Origin of the sequence: Rhodococcus ruber NBRC 15591 (assembly GCF_001894945.1) — a bacterium.
GTDB lineage: Bacteria > Actinomycetota > Actinomycetes > Mycobacteriales > Mycobacteriaceae > Rhodococcus > Rhodococcus ruber.
In genome coordinates this window covers 15,348-34,059 of sequence record NZ_BCXE01000008.1, presented here as the reverse complement: position 1 = coordinate 34,059, position 18,712 = coordinate 15,348, and the positions used below count along the sequence as shown (strand labels likewise).

General features: G+C 71.6%; 17 protein-coding genes. 10 read left to right on the top strand and 7 right to left on the bottom strand.

Features of this window, described 5'->3' with window-relative positions:
- Positions 1-26: 26 nt before the first annotated feature.
- The gene (locus tag RR3_RS06380) at positions 27-2,342 is read left to right on the top strand and encodes a DEAD/DEAH box helicase (protein WP_040274125.1); all 2,316 of its coding nucleotides are present in this window, start codon (positions 27-29) and stop codon (positions 2,340-2,342) included.
- On the opposite strand, the gene RR3_RS06375 is transcribed toward RR3_RS06380, so the two are convergent.
- A complete protein-coding gene (locus tag RR3_RS06375; protein WP_040274123.1) occupies positions 2,302-3,687 on the bottom strand; it encodes a wax ester/triacylglycerol synthase family O-acyltransferase in 1,386 nt (461 codons plus the stop codon). The two genes, RR3_RS06380 and RR3_RS06375, sit on opposite strands and share 41 nt — an antisense overlap.
- Positions 3,688-4,048: 361 nt before the next feature.
- Here RR3_RS06375 and gvpJ point away from each other — a divergent pair, with 361 nt between their 5' ends.
- The 4 genes from gvpJ (at position 4,049) to RR3_RS06355 (ending at position 7,767) form a co-directional block, all read left to right on the top strand.
- Positions 4,049-4,459, top strand: coding sequence for a gas vesicle protein GvpJ (gene gvpJ / locus RR3_RS06370; RefSeq protein ID WP_017680869.1), 411 nt, complete (start codon positions 4,049-4,051; stop codon positions 4,457-4,459).
- 105 nt (positions 4,460-4,564) lie between these two features.
- A complete protein-coding gene (locus RR3_RS06365) occupies positions 4,565-5,941 on the top strand; it encodes a TrkH family potassium uptake protein (RefSeq protein ID WP_017680870.1) in 1,377 nt (458 codons plus the stop codon).
- The gene (locus tag RR3_RS06360) at positions 5,934-6,599 is read left to right on the top strand and encodes a potassium channel family protein (protein WP_225222243.1); all 666 of its coding nucleotides are present in this window, start codon (positions 5,934-5,936) and stop codon (positions 6,597-6,599) included. The genes RR3_RS06365 and RR3_RS06360 overlap by 8 nt, the downstream gene beginning before the upstream one ends.
- A gap of 97 nt (positions 6,600-6,696) precedes the next feature.
- On the top strand, positions 6,697-7,767 hold the full coding sequence (locus tag RR3_RS06355) for a potassium channel family protein (protein WP_010593935.1): 1,071 nt from the start codon (positions 6,697-6,699) through the stop codon (positions 7,765-7,767).
- 10 nt (positions 7,768-7,777) lie between these two features.
- Here the strand turns inward: RR3_RS06355 and RR3_RS06350 are convergent, their stop codons facing one another.
- The 3 genes from RR3_RS06350 to RR3_RS06340 all read right to left on the bottom strand — a co-directional run bounded on the left by RR3_RS06350 (position 7,778) and on the right by RR3_RS06340 (position 10,688).
- On the bottom strand, positions 7,778-8,647 hold the full coding sequence (locus tag RR3_RS06350; protein ID WP_064065878.1) for an oxidoreductase: 870 nt from the start codon (positions 8,645-8,647) through the stop codon (positions 7,778-7,780).
- A gap of 168 nt (positions 8,648-8,815) precedes the next feature.
- Entirely contained in the window at positions 8,816-9,694 is an 879-nt protein-coding gene (locus RR3_RS06345; RefSeq protein ID WP_064065852.1) for an oxidoreductase, read from the bottom strand.
- Positions 9,687-10,688, bottom strand: a complete 1,002-nt coding sequence (locus RR3_RS06340; protein ID WP_234420167.1) for an alpha/beta hydrolase — start codon at positions 10,686-10,688, stop codon at positions 9,687-9,689. The genes RR3_RS06345 and RR3_RS06340 overlap by 8 nt, the downstream gene beginning before the upstream one ends.
- A gap of 130 nt (positions 10,689-10,818) precedes the next feature.
- On the opposite strand from RR3_RS06340, the gene RR3_RS06335 reads away from it, so the two are divergent.
- Positions 10,819-11,718, top strand: coding sequence for a universal stress protein (locus RR3_RS06335; RefSeq protein WP_064065854.1), 900 nt, complete (start codon positions 10,819-10,821; stop codon positions 11,716-11,718).
- On the top strand, positions 11,685-12,893 hold the full coding sequence (locus RR3_RS06330) for a site-2 protease family protein (RefSeq protein ID WP_234420166.1): 1,209 nt from the start codon (positions 11,685-11,687) through the stop codon (positions 12,891-12,893). Before RR3_RS06335 ends, RR3_RS06330 begins: the two co-directional genes overlap by 34 nt.
- A gap of 3 nt (positions 12,894-12,896) precedes the next feature.
- Here RR3_RS06330 and RR3_RS06325 read toward each other — a convergent pair whose 3' ends face one another.
- The gene (locus RR3_RS06325; protein ID WP_017680877.1) at positions 12,897-13,757 is read right to left on the bottom strand and encodes a universal stress protein; all 861 of its coding nucleotides are present in this window, start codon (positions 13,755-13,757) and stop codon (positions 12,897-12,899) included.
- Between the two features lie 97 nt (positions 13,758-13,854).
- On the opposite strand from RR3_RS06325, the gene RR3_RS06320 reads away from it, so the two are divergent.
- A complete protein-coding gene (locus RR3_RS06320; protein ID WP_064065855.1) occupies positions 13,855-14,775 on the top strand; it encodes a pseudouridine synthase in 921 nt (306 codons plus the stop codon).
- A gap of 29 nt (positions 14,776-14,804) precedes the next feature.
- Positions 14,805-15,311 carry an SRPBCC domain-containing protein gene (locus tag RR3_RS06315; protein ID WP_003936463.1) on the top strand — a complete coding sequence of 169 codons (507 nt, stop codon included), beginning with the start codon at positions 14,805-14,807 and terminating at the stop codon, positions 15,309-15,311.
- A gap of 15 nt (positions 15,312-15,326) precedes the next feature.
- Here RR3_RS06315 and RR3_RS06310 read toward each other — a convergent pair whose 3' ends face one another.
- A complete protein-coding gene (locus RR3_RS06310) occupies positions 15,327-16,334 on the bottom strand; it encodes an Acg family FMN-binding oxidoreductase (RefSeq protein WP_064065856.1) in 1,008 nt (335 codons plus the stop codon).
- Positions 16,324-16,857: a flavodoxin domain-containing protein gene (locus RR3_RS06305; RefSeq protein ID WP_026137801.1), complete on the bottom strand. Its 534-nt coding sequence runs from the start codon at positions 16,855-16,857 to the stop codon at positions 16,324-16,326. Before RR3_RS06305 ends, RR3_RS06310 begins: the two co-directional genes overlap by 11 nt.
- Positions 16,858-17,084: 227 nt before the next feature.
- Here RR3_RS06305 and RR3_RS06300 point away from each other — a divergent pair, with 227 nt between their 5' ends.
- Positions 17,085-18,611, top strand: a complete 1,527-nt coding sequence (locus RR3_RS06300; protein WP_064065857.1) for a CYTH and CHAD domain-containing protein — start codon at positions 17,085-17,087, stop codon at positions 18,609-18,611.
- The last annotated feature ends 101 nt before the right edge of the window (positions 18,612-18,712 follow it).

Sequence of the window (18,712 nt, the reverse complement as noted above, 5' to 3'; positions counted from 1 at the left end):
CGTCGGGCGCGCGTAGCGTGGAGTGCGTGTGCAGGCAGGACGGGCCGCGGCTCGCGCAGTTCACCGCGGGACTCGGATTCACCCTCGACGACTTCCAGGTCCGCGCCTGCCGCGCCCTCGACGAGGATCGGGACGTGCTCGTGTGCGCTCCCACCGGAGCCGGCAAGACGGTCGTCGGCGAGTTCGCCGTCCACCTCGCGCGCGCCGCAGGCGGCAAGTGCTTCTACACCACCCCGATCAAGGCCCTGAGCAACCAGAAGTACGCCGATCTGGTCGCGCGGCTCGGGGACGAGCAGGTGGGGCTGCTCACGGGCGACGTCTCCCTCGACCCGCACGCACCCGTCGTGGTGATGACCACCGAGGTGCTGCGCAGCATGCTGCACGGCCGCTCGCCCCTGCTCGACGGGCTCACCCACGTCGTGATGGACGAGGTGCACTTCCTCGCCGACCGTGAACGCGGGGCGGTGTGGGAGGAGGCCATCCTCTACCTCCCCGCCCCCGTGCGGCTGGTGAGCCTGTCGGCGACGGTCAGCAACGCCGAGGAGTTCGGCGCGTGGCTGGGCCTCGTCCGCGGAGCGACCACCGTCGTCGTCGAGGAGACCCGGCCGGTGCCGCTGCACCAGCACGTGCTCGCCGGTGGACGGCTGTTCGACCTGTTCTCCCCCACCACCGGGGCGATCGACGAGAATCTCGTGCGGTACGTCGCGCATCGCCAGCTCGTCGACGCCGCCCCCGCGGTTCCGTCCCGGCGCCGGCGTCGCCGCTCCGCCACACCCGGCCCGGCCGGCGTCGACCGGCCCGAACTCGTCGCGCGGCTCGAAGCCGAGTCGCTGCTGCCGGCGATCTGGTTCCGCTTCAGCCGCAGCGGCTGCGACGAGGCCGTCGCCGAATGCCTGCGTTCGTCGTTGCGGCTCACCGAGGCCGCCGACGTCACCCGCATCCGCCGCATCGTCGACCGGCACACGGCCGGGGTCTCCCCCGCCGACCTCGATGCGCTCGGATTCGCCGACTGGCTCGACGGACTCGAGCGTGGCTTCGCCGCCCACCACGCGGGCATGGTGCCGGTCTTCCGGCACGCCGTGGAGGAACTGTTCGGCCTCGGCCTCGTCCGGATCGTCTTCGCCACGGAGACCCTCGCCGTGGGCGTCAACATGCCTGCCCGGACCGTCGTGCTCGAACGCCTCGTCAAGCACACCGCCGCCGGACCGGTCCGGCTCACCGCCGGCGAGTACACCCAGTTGACGGGACGGGCCGGTCGTCGCGGCGTCGACCGGGAGGGTCACGCGGTCGTGCTGTGGAGTCCGGAGGTGCAGCCGGCCACCGTCGCCGGACTCGCCTCCACCCGCACCTATCCGCTGAACAGCTCGCTGCGGGTGGGCTACAACACGGCCGTCAACCTCGTCGACAGGCTCGGGGTCGCCGGAGCCCGGGACCTGCTCGGACGGTCCTTCGCCCAGTTCCAGGCGGAGCATTCGGTGGCCGCGCTCGCCTCCGCCGCGACGACGAACGCCGCGACGCTGCGTCTGCTCGACGCCGAACTCGGGGACGCCGAGGGTTTCGCCGAGTACCAGCAGTTGCGGGAGCGGTTGGCCGTCGCGCGCACCACCGGAACCGCCGACGCGGTGACCGCGCTCGCGCGGGCCGTGCGTTCGCACCCCGGTCACCGGTACCCCGATCGGGAACGCCTGATCGCCGTCGCCGAGCGCCGGCGGGCACTGGCCGCCGACACCGAGGTGCTGCGCGGACAGGTCGCCGTCGCCACCGGCCGGCTGGTGGGCACGTTCGACCGGGTCCTCGGCCTGCTCGACGAACGCGGATACCTGCTGTCCGATCCGTATTCCGGCGAGGCGGTGGTCACCGACCACGGCCGGATCCTGGGCCGGATCTATTGCGGCAGCGACCTTCTCGTCGCCGAGTGTCTGCGGACCGGCGTGTGGGCGGGCCTGGATCCGGCGGAGCTGGCCGCCGTCGTGTCGAGCGTGCTCGGCGAAGCGCGCCGTCCGGCTCCCGGCGGCGGGGCCCTCACGGCCGGCGTCGACGCCGCCTACCGCGCGACGGTCCGGCTGTGGCGGGAGGTGTCGGACGCCGAGCGCCGGCACGGCCTGCCCGAGGGCCCCGAACCGGACCCGGTGGCGATGCGGGCGATCCACCGGTGGGCCCGGGGCGACGGGGTGTCCGCGGCCCTGCGTGAGGCCGCGGAGTCGGATCTGTCGGCCGGCGATCTCGTCCGTCGCTATCTGCGCACCCTGGACCTGCTCGGGCAGATCGGCAGGGGCGGACACCCCGTCGAGCCCGCCGGCTTCACCGCGGCCGGGTACCCACAGCGCTCTCCAGTTCGCTGAGTGCGCCCTCGAGGAGTTCGACCAGCCGGTCGAGGGCGGGCACGGCATGACGGTCGCCGACCACCCCGAGATCGAGCCGGCCGTCGTTCCCCGTGAGGGTGATGCTCAGCGCCTGTCCGTTCAGCACCGCAGGCACGGGGTAGATGCCGGTCAGCCGCGCACCGTTCCAGTAACGGGTGCGCGAGGGCCCGGGAAGATACGAGATCAGCACGTTGAACGGCGGCGGGATCTCGTCGACGAACCGCCGCACCGGCTCGAGCGCGAGCGGGCTCAGCGACAGCGCGCTCAGCATCAGGAACTGGGTTCCGCTGAGCGCGGTGACCACCCGGTCGGTGTGGACGAGCGAGTCGGCGATCCGGGCGAGCCGCACCGCGGGATCGGGTTCGTCGGTGGCCAGGCCGATCACCATCGCTCCCACTCCGGGTTCACGACCGCCGGGACCGACCGCGGCCCCACCGAGGTTCATCGGCACCGGGAGCATCGCGGTCAGCGGTGACTCCGGGAGCGCGTACCGCTCGGACAGATAGGCGCGCAAGCCGCCGGCGCACATCGTGAGCGCGACGGCGTCGATCGTGGTGCCGGACGCGGTCGCGACCGCGTGGAGCCGCTCGATCTGCCAGGAACGCGCCGCGAAGGTCCGGCCCCGGCCCACCGCGACGTTGAAGATCGTGGGCGGTGTCTGCCACGGCAGCGCCACCCGGTGCCGGCGCACGCCGTCGGTGACCAGCCTGCCGATTTCCGGGGTCATCGCGAACACTTCCGTGCCCGCCCGCAGCCCGGCGCGCAGCCACGACGTGGGCAGTGTCGACAGCCGAGCCCGGGGGGCGACCACCTCCGGGCTCCACGGGGCGGGACAGTCGCAGGCCTCGGGGTCGGTGGACATGCTCCGGTGCAGCAGGCGCAGGCCGGCCGGACCGTCGGCGAGGGACAGATGGATCTTCGCGTACATCGCGGTGCGCCCGTCGTCGAGTCCCTCGATGACGTACACCTCCCACATCGGGCGGAGCGGGTCGAGTGGGGACCCGTGGATCCGGGAGACGAGGGCCAGCAGGTCGGTCATCGAACCCGAGCCGGGAACGGCGGTGTGGCGCACGTGGAATCCCAGGTCGACGTTCTCGGGACGCGACCACAACGGGTAACCGGCTCCGCGCAGGGTCCGGACGGGACGCCGCCGTAGCGGGTCCGCCACCTCGTCGTGGGTGAGCAGGATCTCGTACATGCGGCGGGCGTGATCGCCCCCGGCCTCCGGCGGGGGTTCGAACAATACGAGAGCCCCGAGGTGCAGTGGACGCGACGGAGTTTCGAGCAGTACGAACAGCGCCTCGGGAAGGCTCATCACCTGCATTCCCCCATCGTGGCGCCGAAACGTCCCGCGTGTGCGGTAACCCTGCCATCTCCGCACAAGAGGCGCACGTGCTGCGCCGGACGCCGTGACGTCTCCGCATCGTCCCGGACTACCCCTCGTCCAATCCCGGACGACGCGGAGACGTCGAGGCCGGGCTCCCGGATCCGGCCTGCGACGACGCTATCAACAAACCGGTCGAACGGTATCTGTTTTGCTCGACTTTGACCGCACTTCCGTCGACGGGCGGGTTTCGACCGGGGGGTGCGCGGCTATAGCCCTTGTACGCGCACCGCCCCAGGAGTGCTCTCCCCGCGCGACCGGCGGCACGCGAACCGCCGAGCGACAGCAAGGAGCGCGGATCATGACCATCCAATCCGGAGGCGGAGGCGGCGGCGGCACGATGGCGAGGCCGAACTCGTCCGGCCTCGCCGACGTCATCGACACCATTCTCGACAAGGGCCTCGTCATCGACGCATTCGTCCGCGTCTCGCTCGTGGGCATCGAGATCATCACCATCGACGCCCGGGTGGTGGTGGCGAGCGTGGACACCTACCTGCGTTTCGCCGAGGCGGTCAACAGGCTCGAGATCTCCACCACCGAGCCGAAAGGCCTGACGGACATCGTCGGCGGCCCGGCCGGGAAACTCACCGAGAAGGCCGCCGCGCACAAGACGAGAGGCGCCCTGGACTCCGCGGGCGAACGGGTCAGCGGCCTGCTCGCCGGCGGTCAGGACGAACGCGAGGCGGCGCCACGCAGGTCCCGGGACGGGTGACGTTCGTCGGCGGCGGCCGGTGGCACGAGCCGGCGGCGGGAGCCCGAATTCCGGTCATCTCTACCCGGTTCCCCGGCGACCCGGAGCGGGTCTAGTCTCCTCCGGGTGAGAACACCCGCCGGCGCATCCGCGCCGTCCCTGCTGCGGCGACTGGCGGCGCGGGCGACCCTGACCCCGGTCAGGGTCGTGGCGCTGAGCTTCGCCGCAGCGATCGCCGTCGGCACGGCCGCGCTCCTCACCCCCGCGGCGCGCCGGCCCGACGCCGCGGCCTCCGTCGTCGACGCCCTGTTCACCGCCACCTCGGCGATGTGCCTGACCGGGCTGGTCGTCGTCGACACGCCCACCCACTGGTCCGGTTTCGGCCAGGGCGTCATCCTCGCCCTGATCCAGGCCGGGGGGTTCGGGATCATGACCATGGCCTCGCTCGTGGGCCTGCTGCTCGCGAACCGGATCGGCCTCAAGGCCCGACTGAACACCGCCGCCGAGGCGCGTGCATCCGGACTCGGCGACGTCCGCTCGGTCGTCGTCGGCGTCGTGCGGATGAGCGTGCTCATCGAAGCGGTCACTGCGGTGGCGCTCGCAGCGCGGTTCGCGCTCGGCTACGAGGAACCACCCCTGCGGGCGGTGTGGCTGGGGGTGTTCCACTCCGTCTCGGCGTTCAACAACGCCGGCTTCGCCCTCTACAGCGACAACATGATCGGCTTCGCCGAAGATCCCTGGATCTGTGTGCCGCTCATGATCGCGGTGATCCTCGGCGGAATCGGGTTCCCGGTCCTGTTCGAAGTGACCCGGCACCTACGGGGCCGCAGCACTCGATGGAGCCTGCACACCCGGCTGACCGTGACCGTCACCGCGGTGCTGCTGGTGGTGGGACCCGCGCTCGTGCTGATCCTCGAATGGACCCGCACCCTGCAGCACTACCACTTCGGCCAGAAGTTGCTCGTCGCCACGTTCCAGGGCGTCATGCCCCGCACGGCGGGGTTCAACAGCGTCGACTACGCGCAGGTGGACGACGCGACGCTGCTCGTGACCGACGTGCTGATGTTCATCGGCGGCGGCAGCGGCGGCACCGCAGGCGGGATCAAGGTGACCACCTTCGTGCTGCTGCTGTTCGTCATCGCGGCCGAGGCCCGTGGTGAGCGTTCGGTGACCGTGTTCGACCGGCGCATCGACACCCGGGTGCAGCGCCAGGCGCTGTCGGTAGCGTTGATCGGCGTCGGTCTGGTGGCGGTGCCGACCATCGTCCTGCTCGCCGGCACCGGATTCGATCTCGACGTGCTGCTGTTCGAGGTCACCTCCGCGTTCGCCACGGTCGGGCTGTCCACGGGAATCACCGCTCAGCTTCCGGCCTGGGGACAGCTCGTCCTGGTACTGCTGATGTACCTCGGCCGGATCGGCTCGATCACCCTGGTCAGCGCCCTCGCCGCCCGCGAACGCGGACGGCGCTACGAACTTCCCACCGAAAGGCCCTTCATTGGCTAGGAAACCTGCCTCCGACGTCGTGGTCGTGCTCGGACTCGGCCGCTTCGGCAAATCACTGGCGCTGGAGTTGATGGCCCAGGGCACGGAAGTGCTCGGCATCGACTCGAGCGAGGCGGTCGTGCAGAAGGTCGCCCACCGCCTCACCCATGCCGTGGTCGCCGACACCACCGACGAGGAATCGCTGCGGCAACTGTCGGTGCACGAGTACGGGCGCGCCGTCGTGGGCATCGGTTCCGACCTCGAGGCCAGCCTGCTGACGGCCTCGGCGTTGATCAACATGGCGGTGCCGAACGTGTGGGCCAAGGCCATCAGCAACGCGCACGCGAAGATCCTCAGCCAGATCGGCGTGCACCACGTCGTCCGGCCCGAACACGACATGGGCAAGCGCGTCGCCCACCTGGTCCGCGGCCGGATGATGGACTACATCGAGTTCGACGACGGTTTCGCGATGGTCAAGACCACCCCGCCCGCATTCGCGATCGGCCGGCGTCTCGGCGACACCGCCGTCCGCTCCGATTTCGGTGTCACCGTCGTGGCGATCAAACGCCCCGGCGAAGGCTTCACCTACGCCACCGCCGACACCGTGCTCGCTCCGGGCGACACCATCATCGTCTCCGGCCAGGTCCGCAACACCGAGCGCTTCAGCGAACTGACCTGACGGCCGTCGGAACGACGTAGGCTGCTGACGATGTCTCCGACAGCGCACCAGGCGCCCCCGGGCCCCCGCCGGGCCGCGGCACCGAACGAAGCCGGCCGTGCCCGGTAGCACGCTCCGGGCCCGGTTCAGCCGCTCCGACACCCTGACCGAGCGACCCGATTTCACACTGGTGGGCATCCTGCGGGTGCCGCAGTTGCAGACCAGTCCGGGCCGCGCGATCGTGCGCCGAATCGGGTACGCCCTGATCGCCCTGACCCTGGTGGTGCTCGTCGTCTACCTGGACCGCGACGGCTACTCCGACAACCAGGACAACGAGCTGTCGCTGCTGGACTGCATCTACTACGCGACAGTATCGCTCTCGACCACCGGCTACGGCGACATCACTCCCATCACGCCCGCGGCCCGTCTGGTCAACGTCCTGGTCATCACCCCGCTTCGGATCTTCTTCCTCATCATCCTGGTCGGCACCACCCTCTCCGCCCTGACCGAGAGTTCCCGGCAAACCTTCCGCATCCAACGCTGGCGACACGGGGTGCGCAACCACACTGTGGTCGTCGGCTACGGCACCAAGGGCCGCACCGCGGTCGATGCGATGCTCGGCGACGGCGCCGCGCCCTCGGACATCGTCGTCGTCGACACCGACCCGGTGGTGCTCGACGCCGCCAACGGCCGGGGCCTGGTCACCGTGCAGGGCTCGGCGACCAAATCGGATGTGCTGCGTCTGGCCGGGGTGCCGCACTGCAACTCGATCGTCGTCGCCGCCAACCGCGACGACTCCGCTGTACTCGTCACCCTCACCGCCCGCGAACTCGCCCCCGCCGCCAAGATCGTCGTGGCCATCCGCGAATCGGAGAACACCCACCTGCTGCGCCAGTCGGGCGCCGACACGGTGGTGATCTCGTCCGAGACGGCGGGCCGGTTGCTCGGAGCCGCCACCATCACCCCGAACGTCGTGGAAATGATCGAGGATCTGCTCACTCCGGAGGAAGGCTTCGCGATCGCCGAACGCGACGTCGAAGCCGACGAGGTCGGCGACTCACCGCGGCACCTGCCGGATATCGTCCTGGGCATCGAACGCAACGGCCGCCTGCTGCGTGTCGGGTCCCCGGAGGTGGAGACGGTCATGACCGGCGACCGGCTGCTCTACATCCGGCGCGTCTCGGACTGACGTGCTGCCGCTATCCGGCGGGCGCGCACAGCTTCGCCGACAGCTCCCAGAGCCCACGGGCGACGGCCTCGTCGTGCGAGCGCGAGTTGGATTCGACACGCTCGGGACTGCCCCGCATCTCGAACAGTCCGCCCGGCCCGTAGTACCCGCCGGGTTCGACGCCGGGCGCGGTGGCCGCATACAGCAGTGGTAGCGCGCCGGTCTGGGCGGACTGCCCCACCAGCTTGTTCGCCACGCCCAGGAACAGGTCCTGGATCGACTCGGTGTGCGACTGCAGGTTGGTCGACGAGTACCCCGGGTGGGCGGCCACCGCCACGACCGCGGACCGCCGCTCGGTGAGCCTGCGCTGCAGCTCCTGGGTGAACAGCAGGTTGGCCAGCTTCGACTGCCCGTACGCCAGCCACCGGTCGTAGCGGCGGTACTCCCAGTTCAGGTCGTCAAGGTCGATGCGACCGATCCGGTGCATGGTGCTCGACATCGTCACCACGCGGTCCGTGACGCGGTCGAGGAGCAGGTCGGTGAGGGCGAAGTGGCCGAGGTGGTTGGTCCCGAGCTGCATCTCGAATCCGTCGACGGTGCGACGCAGCGGCACCGCCATCACACCTGCGTTGTTGACCAGCACGTCGACCTCGTCGATACCCGCTGCGAACTCTCGCACCGACGCCAGGTCGGCCAGATCGAGGCGCCGGACCTGCGCGGCGGGCCCGATCTCCCGGGCGACGGCCTCGCCCGCGGCCACGTTCCGGCACGCCAGCACCACCCGCGCCCCCGCGGCCCCGAGGGCACGGGCGGCCACCGCGCCCAGCCCGCTGTTCGCTCCGGTCACCACGAAGGTGCGGCCGTCCTGCTTCGGGATGTCGCGTGTGGTCCAAGCCGTCATGTCGGCCACCCTACGGTGAGCGGAGTACGCGGGGGAAGGAACGCGTCCCGGGTCGGCGCCCCCGGGACCGTGATCTTCCACCCCGACGGGTCACGACATCACGGGGTCCCGTCGACGCCGCAGTCCGGCGCCGTTCGCTACAGGCGCGTTCGCTACAGGCACCGTTCGCTACAGGTCGAACCGCACGCCCGTGAGCTGCTCCGACAGCTCCCACAGTCGCCGGGCGGTCTCCGGATCCGCGGCGTGTCGGCTGTAGGCGGCCACGGTCGGCGGGCCGTACAACTCGAAGAAGCGGTCCGGTCCGATGTAGCCGCCGGTCACCTCCGGATCGGTGGCGGCGACCACGACGGATTCCGCACCCTCGGCGGGGGTGCGTCCGAGCACCTTCTTCCCGAGTCGGAACAGCTGGTCGAACCACGTCCCGGTGTGCGTGCCGACCTCGGTGGCCGCGTACCCCGGGTGCGCGGCCACGGCCTTCAGCGGCGAGCCGGCGGCCGCCAGCCGCCGGCCGAGTTCGAGGCTGAACATCAGGTTCGCCAGCTTGGACTCCGCGTACGCCAGGGAACGGCTGTAGTGCCGCCGGCGCTCCCAGTTCAGGTCGTCGAGGTGGATCCGGCCGAACCGGTGACTCGTGCTCGAGACCGTCACCACCCGATCGGTGAGCCGATCGAGTAGCAGCCCGGTCAGCGCGAAGTGCCCGAGGTGGTTGGTGCCCATCTGCATCTCGAAACCGTCCGCCGTGCGGCTCAGCGGCACGGCCATCACGCCCGCGTTGTTGACGAGCACGTCGGCGGTCTCGATGCCCGCCGCGAACTCCCGCACCGACGCCAGGTCGGCGAGATCGAGCCGTCGCACCTGCGCACGGGGACCGATCTCCGCCGCGACCGCTTCACCCCGGGCGACGTTCCGGCACGCGAGCACCACGTCGGCACCGGCGGCGCCGAGGGCCCGGGCGGTGGCCTCACCGAGGCCACTGTTCGCCCCGGTCACCACGAAGGTGCGGCCCTGCAGGGCGCCCGGTGCCGGTGGGGAGAACCGTTCAGGCACCGATGGAGGACTTCATCATGGGCAGCATCGCCCACAGCTGGTCCTGCCAGTAGCCCCACGTGTGGGTACCGGCGGCCGGGAAGTCGAAGTGGGCGGAGTTGATGCCCAAGGTCGCCAACCGCACCTGGAACGCGCGGTTCTGCGCCAGGGCGAGCGCCTCGAGTCCCATCGCGTTGCCCGTGTTGAACACGCCGATCGCGGAGTTCGGCCGATCGTGCTGGCCGGGCAGGCCGCTGCCCGCGGAGATCCACATCGGCAGCCCCCGCATGCTGGGCGCGGCGACGAACGGATCGTTGCGCAGCCACGCCGAGTTCCACGGCGGGCCCCACATCGAGTCGGCGTTGTAGCCACCGGCGTCGAGCATCGCCAGGCGAATCGCCTCACGCATGCCCGGCGCGGACAGGTTCAGGTAACCGGACATGGAGCCGGCGAACCGGAACTGGTCCCGGTGATAGGCCGCGAGGATCAGCGCCGCGTTGCCGCCCATCGACAGACCCACGACGGCGTTGCTGGACCGATCGATGCCGTACGTGCCGGCGAGGAAGTCCGGGAGATTCTCGGTGAGGAAGGACTCCCACTTGTAGGTGTAGCGCTGACCGTTGAGGTTGCTCGGCGCATACCAGTCCGTGTAGAAGCTGGACTGGCCGCCCACCGGCATCACGACGTTGACGCCGTGGTCGGACAGCCACGCGGCGTTCGTCTCGTGCTCCCACCCGCTCACGTCGTCGGTGGCGCGCAGACCGTCGAGCAGATACATGGCCTTGTTGCTGCCGTTGTTCGCCAGCCAGATACGGACCTTGATCTGGCCGACACCGCCCGGCGCGGGCACCCAGTGCTCCCGCAGGCGGGAGTACGGGTCCGCCGACGCGGTGCCCGCGCCGGCGAAGGCCACGGCGAGCGGTAGCACGAGCGCCGCGATCAGGAATCGGACGAGCGCCCGAGCCCCCCGAGGTCCGGCCTTGGTTCTGGAAGTATGAGTCACACCAGGCTCCATCAGCACATCATGTATCAACAACAACTGGGGCCCCGACAGTTACGCAACAACACGGTAGAGGTCCACGTCGGCCCGTACGAGGCTTGCACATAATCGTTATCGAGCAAAGCCGAACCGAAAGGCAGACGCAATGAACAGCGACCGCGGCAGGCCGCCCGTCACCGCCGGAATCGACGGCTCGGACGCCGCGAAACAGGCCGCCACCTGGGCCGCGGCCGTCGCCGAGCGGCTCGGCACGGACCTGCAGCTCGTCCACGCGCTGCCCGGCCCCCGGAATTATTTCAGTGACGCCGCGCTGCGCGCGCGGGCCGAATACAGCCAGCGTCTCGCCGAGTGGGGCCGCGAACTGCTCGACGACACCGCGGCCGAGCTGCGCCGGCAGCGCCCGCATCTCGAGGTGGTCACGACCGTCCACCCGGGCCCGGCCGATCTGGCGCTGCTCGAACACGGCGACCGCAGCCGGATGCTGGTGCTCGGCGCCACCGGCTCGGGTGCGCTCGGGTCGCTGCTCGCCGGTTCGACCGCGCTGCGCGTCGCCCACCGGTCCACGTGCCCGGTCGTCCTCTGGCGGGGCGATCCGGCACCCGAACCGGGCACGGACCGCCGGCCGGTGCTGGTCGGCATCGACGGCAGCGCGGACGCCGGCCCACTGGTCACCGCTGCGTTCGACATGGCGGCGGCGCTCGGGGTCGGCGTCCTCGCCGCCCACGCGTGGGGCGCCGGCGACGTCGCGGACCGCACCGCGGCGCTGGAGCTGATCGACTGGGCGGTCGTCGAGGCCGAAGAGACGGCCTTGCTGTCCGAGTGTCTCGCGGGGCAGCGCGAGCGGTACCCGGACGTGCCGGTCACCGAGATCGTCGAGCAGATCGGCGCCCGGCACCTGCTGCTGAGACTGGCGAAACGGGCCCAGCTGAGCGTCGTCGGCAGCCACGGCCGGGGCCTGCTCGGCGGCCTGCTCCTGGGCTCGACGAGTCAGGCGCTGCTGCACCACGCGCCGTGCCCGACCATGATCTGCCGACCGGGGGTCTGACGATGCTGCGCGGATCGGTCCGGCTCGGCCGGGTCGCGGGGATAGAGATCCGGGCCCACTGGTCGCTGCTCGCGACGCTCGGGCTGCTGTCGTGGCTGCTGGCCGCGACGATCCTGCCGGCGCGGATCAGCGGTCCGAGCACCACGCAGTTCTGGATCGCGGGCGTCGCCGCGGCGCTGGGCCTGCTGGTATCGCTGCTCGCCCACGAGCTTGCGCACTCGGTGGTGGCGGGCCGCTACGGAGTGGGGGTGGACGGGATCACCCTGTGGCTGCTCGGCGGGGTGTCCGAACTGCGCGACGAGCCGCCGAGCCCGAAGGCCGATCTGCGGATCGCGCTGGCCGGGCCGCTCGCGAGCGTCGTGATCGGCATCGTGGCGCTGGCGGCGGCCTCGTTCCTCGGTCCGCCCGTCCCGGCGCTGGTGACCGCGACGATCGGCTGGCTCGGCGCGACCAACCTGGTACTCGCCGTGTTCAACCTGCTGCCCGGTGCGCCGCTGGACGGTGGGCGGGTCGTGCGGGCGGTGTTGTGGCGCCGCACCGGCGACCGGCTCGCCGCCGCGAGCGGCGCCGCCCGCGCCGGCCGCGCGGTGGGGTTGGCGCTGATCCTGCTCGGCGCCGCCGAGACCCTCGCCCTCGGCAGCGCGGGCGGCCTGTGGATGATGCTCCTCGGCTGGTTCCTGCGGACCGCAGCCAACGCCGAGCTGGCGAACGCCTCGCTGGGGCACCAGCTCGGCGACACCCGGGTCGGTGACGTCATGACGGCGTCGCCGGTGACCGCACCCGGGAGTGCGAGCGTGGCGCAGCTCCTCACCGTCGCGGCCCGCGGCACGCACCACCGGGTGTTTCCTGTGGTCGACGACGGGAACCGGCCCATCGGCGTGGTGTCGCTGGCCGACCTGACCCCCGTCCCGGAGGGCGAGCGCACGGTCGTCACCGTCGCGGACCGGGCCCGGCCGCTGCCCGCGGCGGCGCGAGTACCGGCCGACGCCTCGCTCGCCGAGGTCGCGAGCCGGGTGCTGCTGCGGCCGGGGCTCGACCTCGTGGCCGTCGTGTCGGGAGACCGCCTCGTCGGCATCGTCACGGCGACCGACCTGGTGCGGGCCTGCGATCGCAGCGCCCTCGGCCTGCCCGTCCGCCGCACTCCGCCGCCGGACGAGCAGCCCCGGCCGGAGTAGTCCCTAGCTGCGCCGGACGACGAGCAGCGGGCACGGCGTCGTGTGCAGCAGTGCCCGGCTGGTCGAGCCGAGCAGCATGCCCTCGAAGCCGCCGCGGCCGCGGCTGCCGACGACCAGCAACCGGGCGTTCTCCGCCCGTTCGAGCAGGTGGCGCACGGGCCGGTCCCGCACCACGACCCGTTCCACCTCGACGTTCGGATAGTCCTGCGCGCGTCCGGCGAGGGACTCGGCGAGCACGACGCTCTCCTGCTGGTCGACGTCGTCCCACGTCGCTCCGGGCGTGCCGGCCACCACGTCGACGAGGTCACGGTCCGACCAGGCGTGCACCGCCACCAGCGGCGCCCCGTAGCGGTCGGCGGCCTCGAAAGCGACGTCGAGGGCGTGCAGGCTCGCCCGCGAACCGTCGACGCCGACCACGACGGGACCGTCCGCACCGCGTCCGGCCTCGTCGGGGCCGGGGATCACCGCGACGGGGCAGCGTGCATGCGCGACCACCGCCGAGGTCACCGATCCGACCAGACCGCCGGTGAACTCGCCGAGCCCACGTCGGCCGAGGACGAGCATCCGTGCCCGGCCGGAGTGCCCGAGCAGCGCCTGTGCGGCCACCAGACTCGACTGCTCGGTGCGGACGGACAGGTCCGGGTGCTCCCGCTGCACGGACTCGGCGGCGGACGCCAGGTTCCGTCGCGCGGTGAAGCGCAGTTCGTCGACGAACGGCGACGAGGCGCCGATTCCGCCGGCGTTCGCGCTGGAGACGAGCAGCAGCGGCACGTCCGTGGCGGCGGCCTCGGCGGCTGCCCACTGCAGCGCGGCGCGCGCGGGCGCCGATCCGTCGATACCGACCACGATCGGCGCATCGTCCATTGCCCGCTCCTCAGTCTCGTCCCGGTTGTTCCGACACCAGTGTCGCCATACCCCGGTCGCTGCGCGGACGGTTGACGGAAACAGTTACCGTGCGGGGGTGCGCCGCGCTCCGCTGCCCGTCCGCGACGGCCTGAATCCGACCCGCCTGCGGCTGCCCAACGGCGGCTCCTGGGCGACGGTGGCGGAGTTCCTGTCGGCGCGGTTCCCCGCCGACGTCGCACGCGTGCGGGAGAAGGTCGCAGGCGGCGAGGTCGTCGACGGCGCGGGCACGGCGATCACCGAGGACACCCCGTACGCGGCGGGCCGATTCGTGTACCTGTACCGCGATCCGCCGGTCGAGGAGCGGGTGCCGTTCGAGATCGACGTGCTGCACCGCGACGAGCACCTGCTGGTGGTGGACAAGCCGCATTTCCTGGCGACGACGCCGCGCGGGTCGTGGGTGGCCGAGACCGCGCTGGTGCGGTTGCGCCGCGAACTCGACCTGCCGGAACTGAGTCCGGCGCACCGGCTCGACAGGCTGACGGCGGGCGTGCTGGTGTTCACCGTCCACGCCGGCGCGCGCCGGGCCTACCAGTCGCTCTTCGATGCGCGGCGGGTGGACAAGGAGTACGAGGCCGTCGCGCGGCACGTGCCCGGTATGCGGTTTCCGCGGGAGGTGCGCAGCCGCATCGTCAAGGAACGGGGCGTGCTGCAGGCGCGTGAGGTGCCGGGCGAGGTCAATGCCCTCAGCCGGGTCGAACTGCTCGACACGGACGCCGGCCTGGGCCGTTACCGCCTGCTGCCACGCACCGGCAAGACGCACCAGCTGCGCGTCCACATGAATTCCCTCGGTCTGCCGATCCTCGGCGACAACCTCTACCCGAACACATATGACGTTGCGCCCCAAGACTATTCGAATCCCCTGCAGCTGCTGGCCCGCGCGGTGGAGTTCGACGATCCGTACACAGGTCGGCGGACCCGCTTCGTCAGCGCACGAAACCTGGCAGCATGGAGGCACAGCACACCAGGACCCCGTTGATCGCGCGGGCTCACGTCTTGGAGGACCCCATGGATAACGGCATCGTTTCGCGCACCTACGACGGTCGCGTCGCCCTGCGCTTCCAGCATGCCTTCGCCCATCCCCCGGACCGCGTATGGCGGGTCATCACCGACCCCGAGTATCTGCGCGCCTGGTTCCCGGCCCGAGTGGAACTGGATCTGACCCCCGGTGCCCAGCTCGTCTTCCATGCCACCGAGCAGCAGGCCGAGCGCCTCGGGCTGCCCGCCGACCACACCGCCACGGGCACCGTCATCGCCGTGCACCCCGGACGCATTCTCGAATACATGTGGGACGCCGAGGTGCTGCACTGGGAACTGGTGCCGGACGGTTCCGGCGGCTGCTGGCTGACGCTCACGCACACCGTCGAGGACGAGGACTCTGCCTACGCACACGGTGCCGACTGGCACGCCGGATTCGAGGTCCTCGAAGCCCAGCTGGAAGGTCGCGACGTGGACTGGTCACCGGGAGATCGCGCCCGGGAACTCGCCGAGATGTACCGCAACCCGTCCGACTGACCTGCCCGCCCGGGACTATCCGACCCCTCCGCTCCGGTCGACGAAGACCTCGTCGACCGGACGCCGCGACGTGGTCGGCAGCCCGCGGGCGCTGCGTGCCCCCAGCCGGATCACCACCTGAGGGAATCCTGCGACCTCCCCGGTCCGTGCCGTCGCCGTGCGCACGATGCCCCGGCTGGCCTCGATCTCCGTCACGTGGGTGAGCGGGCACGTCGCCAAGTGCGCCGCGGTGGCTTCGAGCAGCACCGCAGACATCGCCTCCCCGGCCCGCAGCCAGTCGATCCGTTCGTCGCTCCGGGTGCTCAGGACCGCCAGCGCCGACGCGTCCACCTTCGGCTGCACGGTGTCCAAGTTCCCTGCGCCCGTGGGAAATCGACGTGCAACGTCGACGTCCCCGGCGGCTTCGTCGTCGAGCAGTGCGGATGCCGGAACGCCGGTGTCGCCGGGTTCCGCGCGACCGGTCCACCAGGCCAGCTCCTGCCGGTAGGCGTCGTCGCCCTCGCGGATCGCCGTACTCAGTTCCGACGCCCGCGCGAGATCCGAGCGGGCACCGGCGTCGAGGATCGACAGCGATGCACCCTCCCGGCGGGCGGCGTTCTCCAGGTCCACCAGGCTCTCGCGCAGGGTCGTGGGCGCCGCGAACGGCCGCCGGTCGGTGTGCCGGGCGTCGATCGCGAGGGCGAGGGCTGCGTCACGGGCGTCGACCGTGTGCGGCCGGTCGAAGTCGAGCACGGCCAGCAGGTCCGGCCGCGACGGATCCGGAAGCCGGGTCACCGTGGGGATCCACGACGCGGCGGACAGCGCCACGCGGACGTGGTGCAGCGCCGCACCGCAGCCGAGGAGCAGCTGCCGGCCGCCGGGATCGGTGCGACCGAGCATCCGCTCGGCCACGGCATACAGTTCGAGTCGTCCGCCCGTCCACTCCCAGCGCCACGGCTGGCTGTTGTGCAGGGACGGCGCCCGGCACGCCGACTCGACCGCATCGCGGATCGTGGCGACGTCCGGCCGGATCTCAGTGACCATCGCTGTCTCTCCCCCAGCCGCTCGACTCGACCGCCTGCCGCCCCACGGACTCGACGATCTGCGCCGCCCAGTTTCCGATCGCGTCCCAGTCCCGGAAGTCCCCGGTACGCCCTCCGGTCATGCGGGCGACCACGCGTTCGCCGGCACCGAGGACCTCCGGATCCAGCTTCCCGGCGAACATCCGGTGTTCCCGCGCGCCGGTGCGCTCCGACGCGTGCGACGCGTCGTACGGCCTGTTCACGGGCCGGTCCTGATCGCCGATGGGGCCCGAGGAGAACAGGAAGACCGCGCGCTCCCGCAGGGCGCCGGCATGCCGATCGACGAAGGTCTTCGCGGGGTGCAGCCAGTGCCCGAGGTAGACGGCGCTGCCGAGGACCACCGCGTCGTAGCCGTCCACGGCGTCGACCTGCTCGGGGGCGACGACGTCGACGCGCGCTCCCTTGTCGCGCAGGGCGGCCGCGAGAGCCGTGGCGATCTCCGTGGTCGAGCCGTGCCTGCTCGCCGCCGTGACCAAAATCCTCATCTGCGTCCTCCCCGGCCCAGGTTATTCGATGATCGCCCGGCGGGCACGCGGTCGGCCAGAGTCGAAGGACCCGCGCACAGGCCCCGCAGCGGCGTCCGGCGGCGGGGGCGCTGCGCCGATCGCCGGCGACAGGCGCAGGGGGGCGACCGGGTGGCAGAGTGGTCTGACGGACGCCGCCGACGCGCGCGGAGAACACCAGGGAACCTGCCGGAACAGGAGTCGGACGCATGACCATGCCGCCCAGGATCGACACGGTCGAGGAATCGGAACGCAAGTACACGGTCGGGCACGGGCAGCAGCTGCCGGACCTGTCGGGTCTGCCCGGCGTCGACGCTCACCCCGAACCCGAACTGCAGCAGCTGTCCGCGCGGTACTACGACACCGACGACCTGCGGTTGCTGCGCGCCGGGATCACCCTGCGCCGCCGTGAGGGAGGGCACGACGCCGGCTGGCACACGAAGCTCCCCGCCGGCACCGACACCCGGACGGAGGTGCGCTTCCCGCTGGGCGACGACACCGACCGGCCCCCGGCCGAACTGCTCGCCCTGTTGCGCGGGGTGCGCCGTGCGCGTCCCGTCACGCTCGCGGCGGCGCTGAACACGCAGCGGTGGCGCCATCGCCTGATCGACGAGGAGGGCCGGGTCCTCGCGGAAGTCGTCGTCGACGACGTCTCGGCGACGCGGGAGGAGGGCAGCGAACCGCAGCAATGGCGCGAGATCGAGGTCGAGCTCGCGTCGGGCGGCACCGAGCTGCTCGACGCCGTCGAGGAGCGGCTGACCGAAGCCGGAATCACGCGGGCACCGAGTCCTTCCAAGTTGCATCGGGCGCTGGCCGATCTGCTGCCGGCCGAGGAGCAGGTGCCCGGTCCGGCCGGACACCTGCGCGATTACCTGCGCGGCGAGCTGCGCACCCTCGAACTCGCCGAGATCGGCGTGCGCCGGGACGCTCCGGACTCCGTCCACAGCATGCGCAAGGCCCTGCGCCGGATCCGCAGCGCGCTGCAGACGTATGCGGGAACGTTCGCGATCGACGACGGCCTGGTCGAAGAACTGCGTTGGACGGGAAGGAAACTCAGCCCCTCGCGGGACCTGGAGGTGCAGTGGGAACGCCTCGTGGGCCGCATCGCGGAGGTGCCCGTGGAGGCGCAGCGTGAGGCCATCCGCGCCCGCGTCGACGAGTACTTCTCCGCCCGGTCGGACGCGGCGCGACTCGAGGCCGTCGCCGCCCTCGACTCGGACCGTTACGCGGCTCTGCTCGAGGCGCTCGACACACTGATCGACGGGCTCGCGGCGGGGACGGTCGGGTCCGGCGCCGGCCGGGAGGCACGGCAGGTCCGCCCGAAGGATCTCGACCGCGCGCTCGCGCGTCTCGCGAAGACGGTCTCGCGCCGGGTGCGTCACGCCGGGGAGGCCGCGACGCACGCCGAGCGGGACGAACTCGTCCATCGGGCCCGCAAGGGCGCCAAGCGGATGCGCTACGCCATCGAGGTGCTGCGGCCGCTGCACCGCAAGCGCGCCGAACGCGCCCTCGATCACTTCGACGACTTCCAGGATCTGCTCGGCGAGTTCCAGGACTCGGTGGTCGCGCGCGAGCACCTGCTCGAGATGGTGTCCGAGCAGGAGCACACCGCCGAGTCGAGCTTCGGTCTCGGGGTCGTCTACCAGCGCGAACTCGAGGTCGGCGAGGAGCAGGTCGCGCACCTCGAACGTGCCTGGAAACGGGCGCGGCGAGCATCGAAACCCCTGTGGAGGTGAACCACCCGCGTCCGGGTCCTTCTCCCCTGGCCGACCACCGCCGCGAGGGGGCATGCTGAGCCCGGACGACGGAAGGAGACGCCCGTGAGCACCCACGGAGA

Excerpts from the sequence above, each read along its gene's own strand:
- RR3_RS06300 (WP_064065857.1), top strand. The coding sequence starts at position 17,085 with ATGACCATGCCGCCCAGGATCGACACGGTCGAGGAATCGGAACGCAAG.
- RR3_RS06375 (WP_040274123.1), bottom strand. The coding sequence starts at position 3,687 with ATGCAGGTGATGAGCCTTCCCGAGGCGCTGTTCGTACTGCTCGAAACT.
- RR3_RS06335 (WP_064065854.1), top strand. The coding sequence starts at position 10,819 with ATGAACAGCGACCGCGGCAGGCCGCCCGTCACCGCCGGAATCGACGGC.
- gvpJ (WP_017680869.1), top strand. The coding sequence starts at position 4,049 with ATGACCATCCAATCCGGAGGCGGAGGCGGCGGCGGCACGATGGCGAGG.
- RR3_RS06315 (WP_003936463.1), top strand. The coding sequence starts at position 14,805 with ATGGATAACGGCATCGTTTCGCGCACCTACGACGGTCGCGTCGCCCTG.
- RR3_RS06310 (WP_064065856.1), bottom strand. The coding sequence starts at position 16,334 with ATGGTCACTGAGATCCGGCCGGACGTCGCCACGATCCGCGATGCGGTC.
- RR3_RS06325 (WP_017680877.1), bottom strand. The coding sequence starts at position 13,757 with ATGGACGATGCGCCGATCGTGGTCGGTATCGACGGATCGGCGCCCGCG.
- RR3_RS06350 (WP_064065878.1), bottom strand. The coding sequence starts at position 8,647 with ATGACGGCTTGGACCACACGCGACATCCCGAAGCAGGACGGCCGCACC.
- RR3_RS06340 (WP_234420167.1), bottom strand. The coding sequence starts at position 10,688 with ATGGAGCCTGGTGTGACTCATACTTCCAGAACCAAGGCCGGACCTCGG.
- RR3_RS06305 (WP_026137801.1), bottom strand. The coding sequence starts at position 16,857 with ATGAGGATTTTGGTCACGGCGGCGAGCAGGCACGGCTCGACCACGGAG.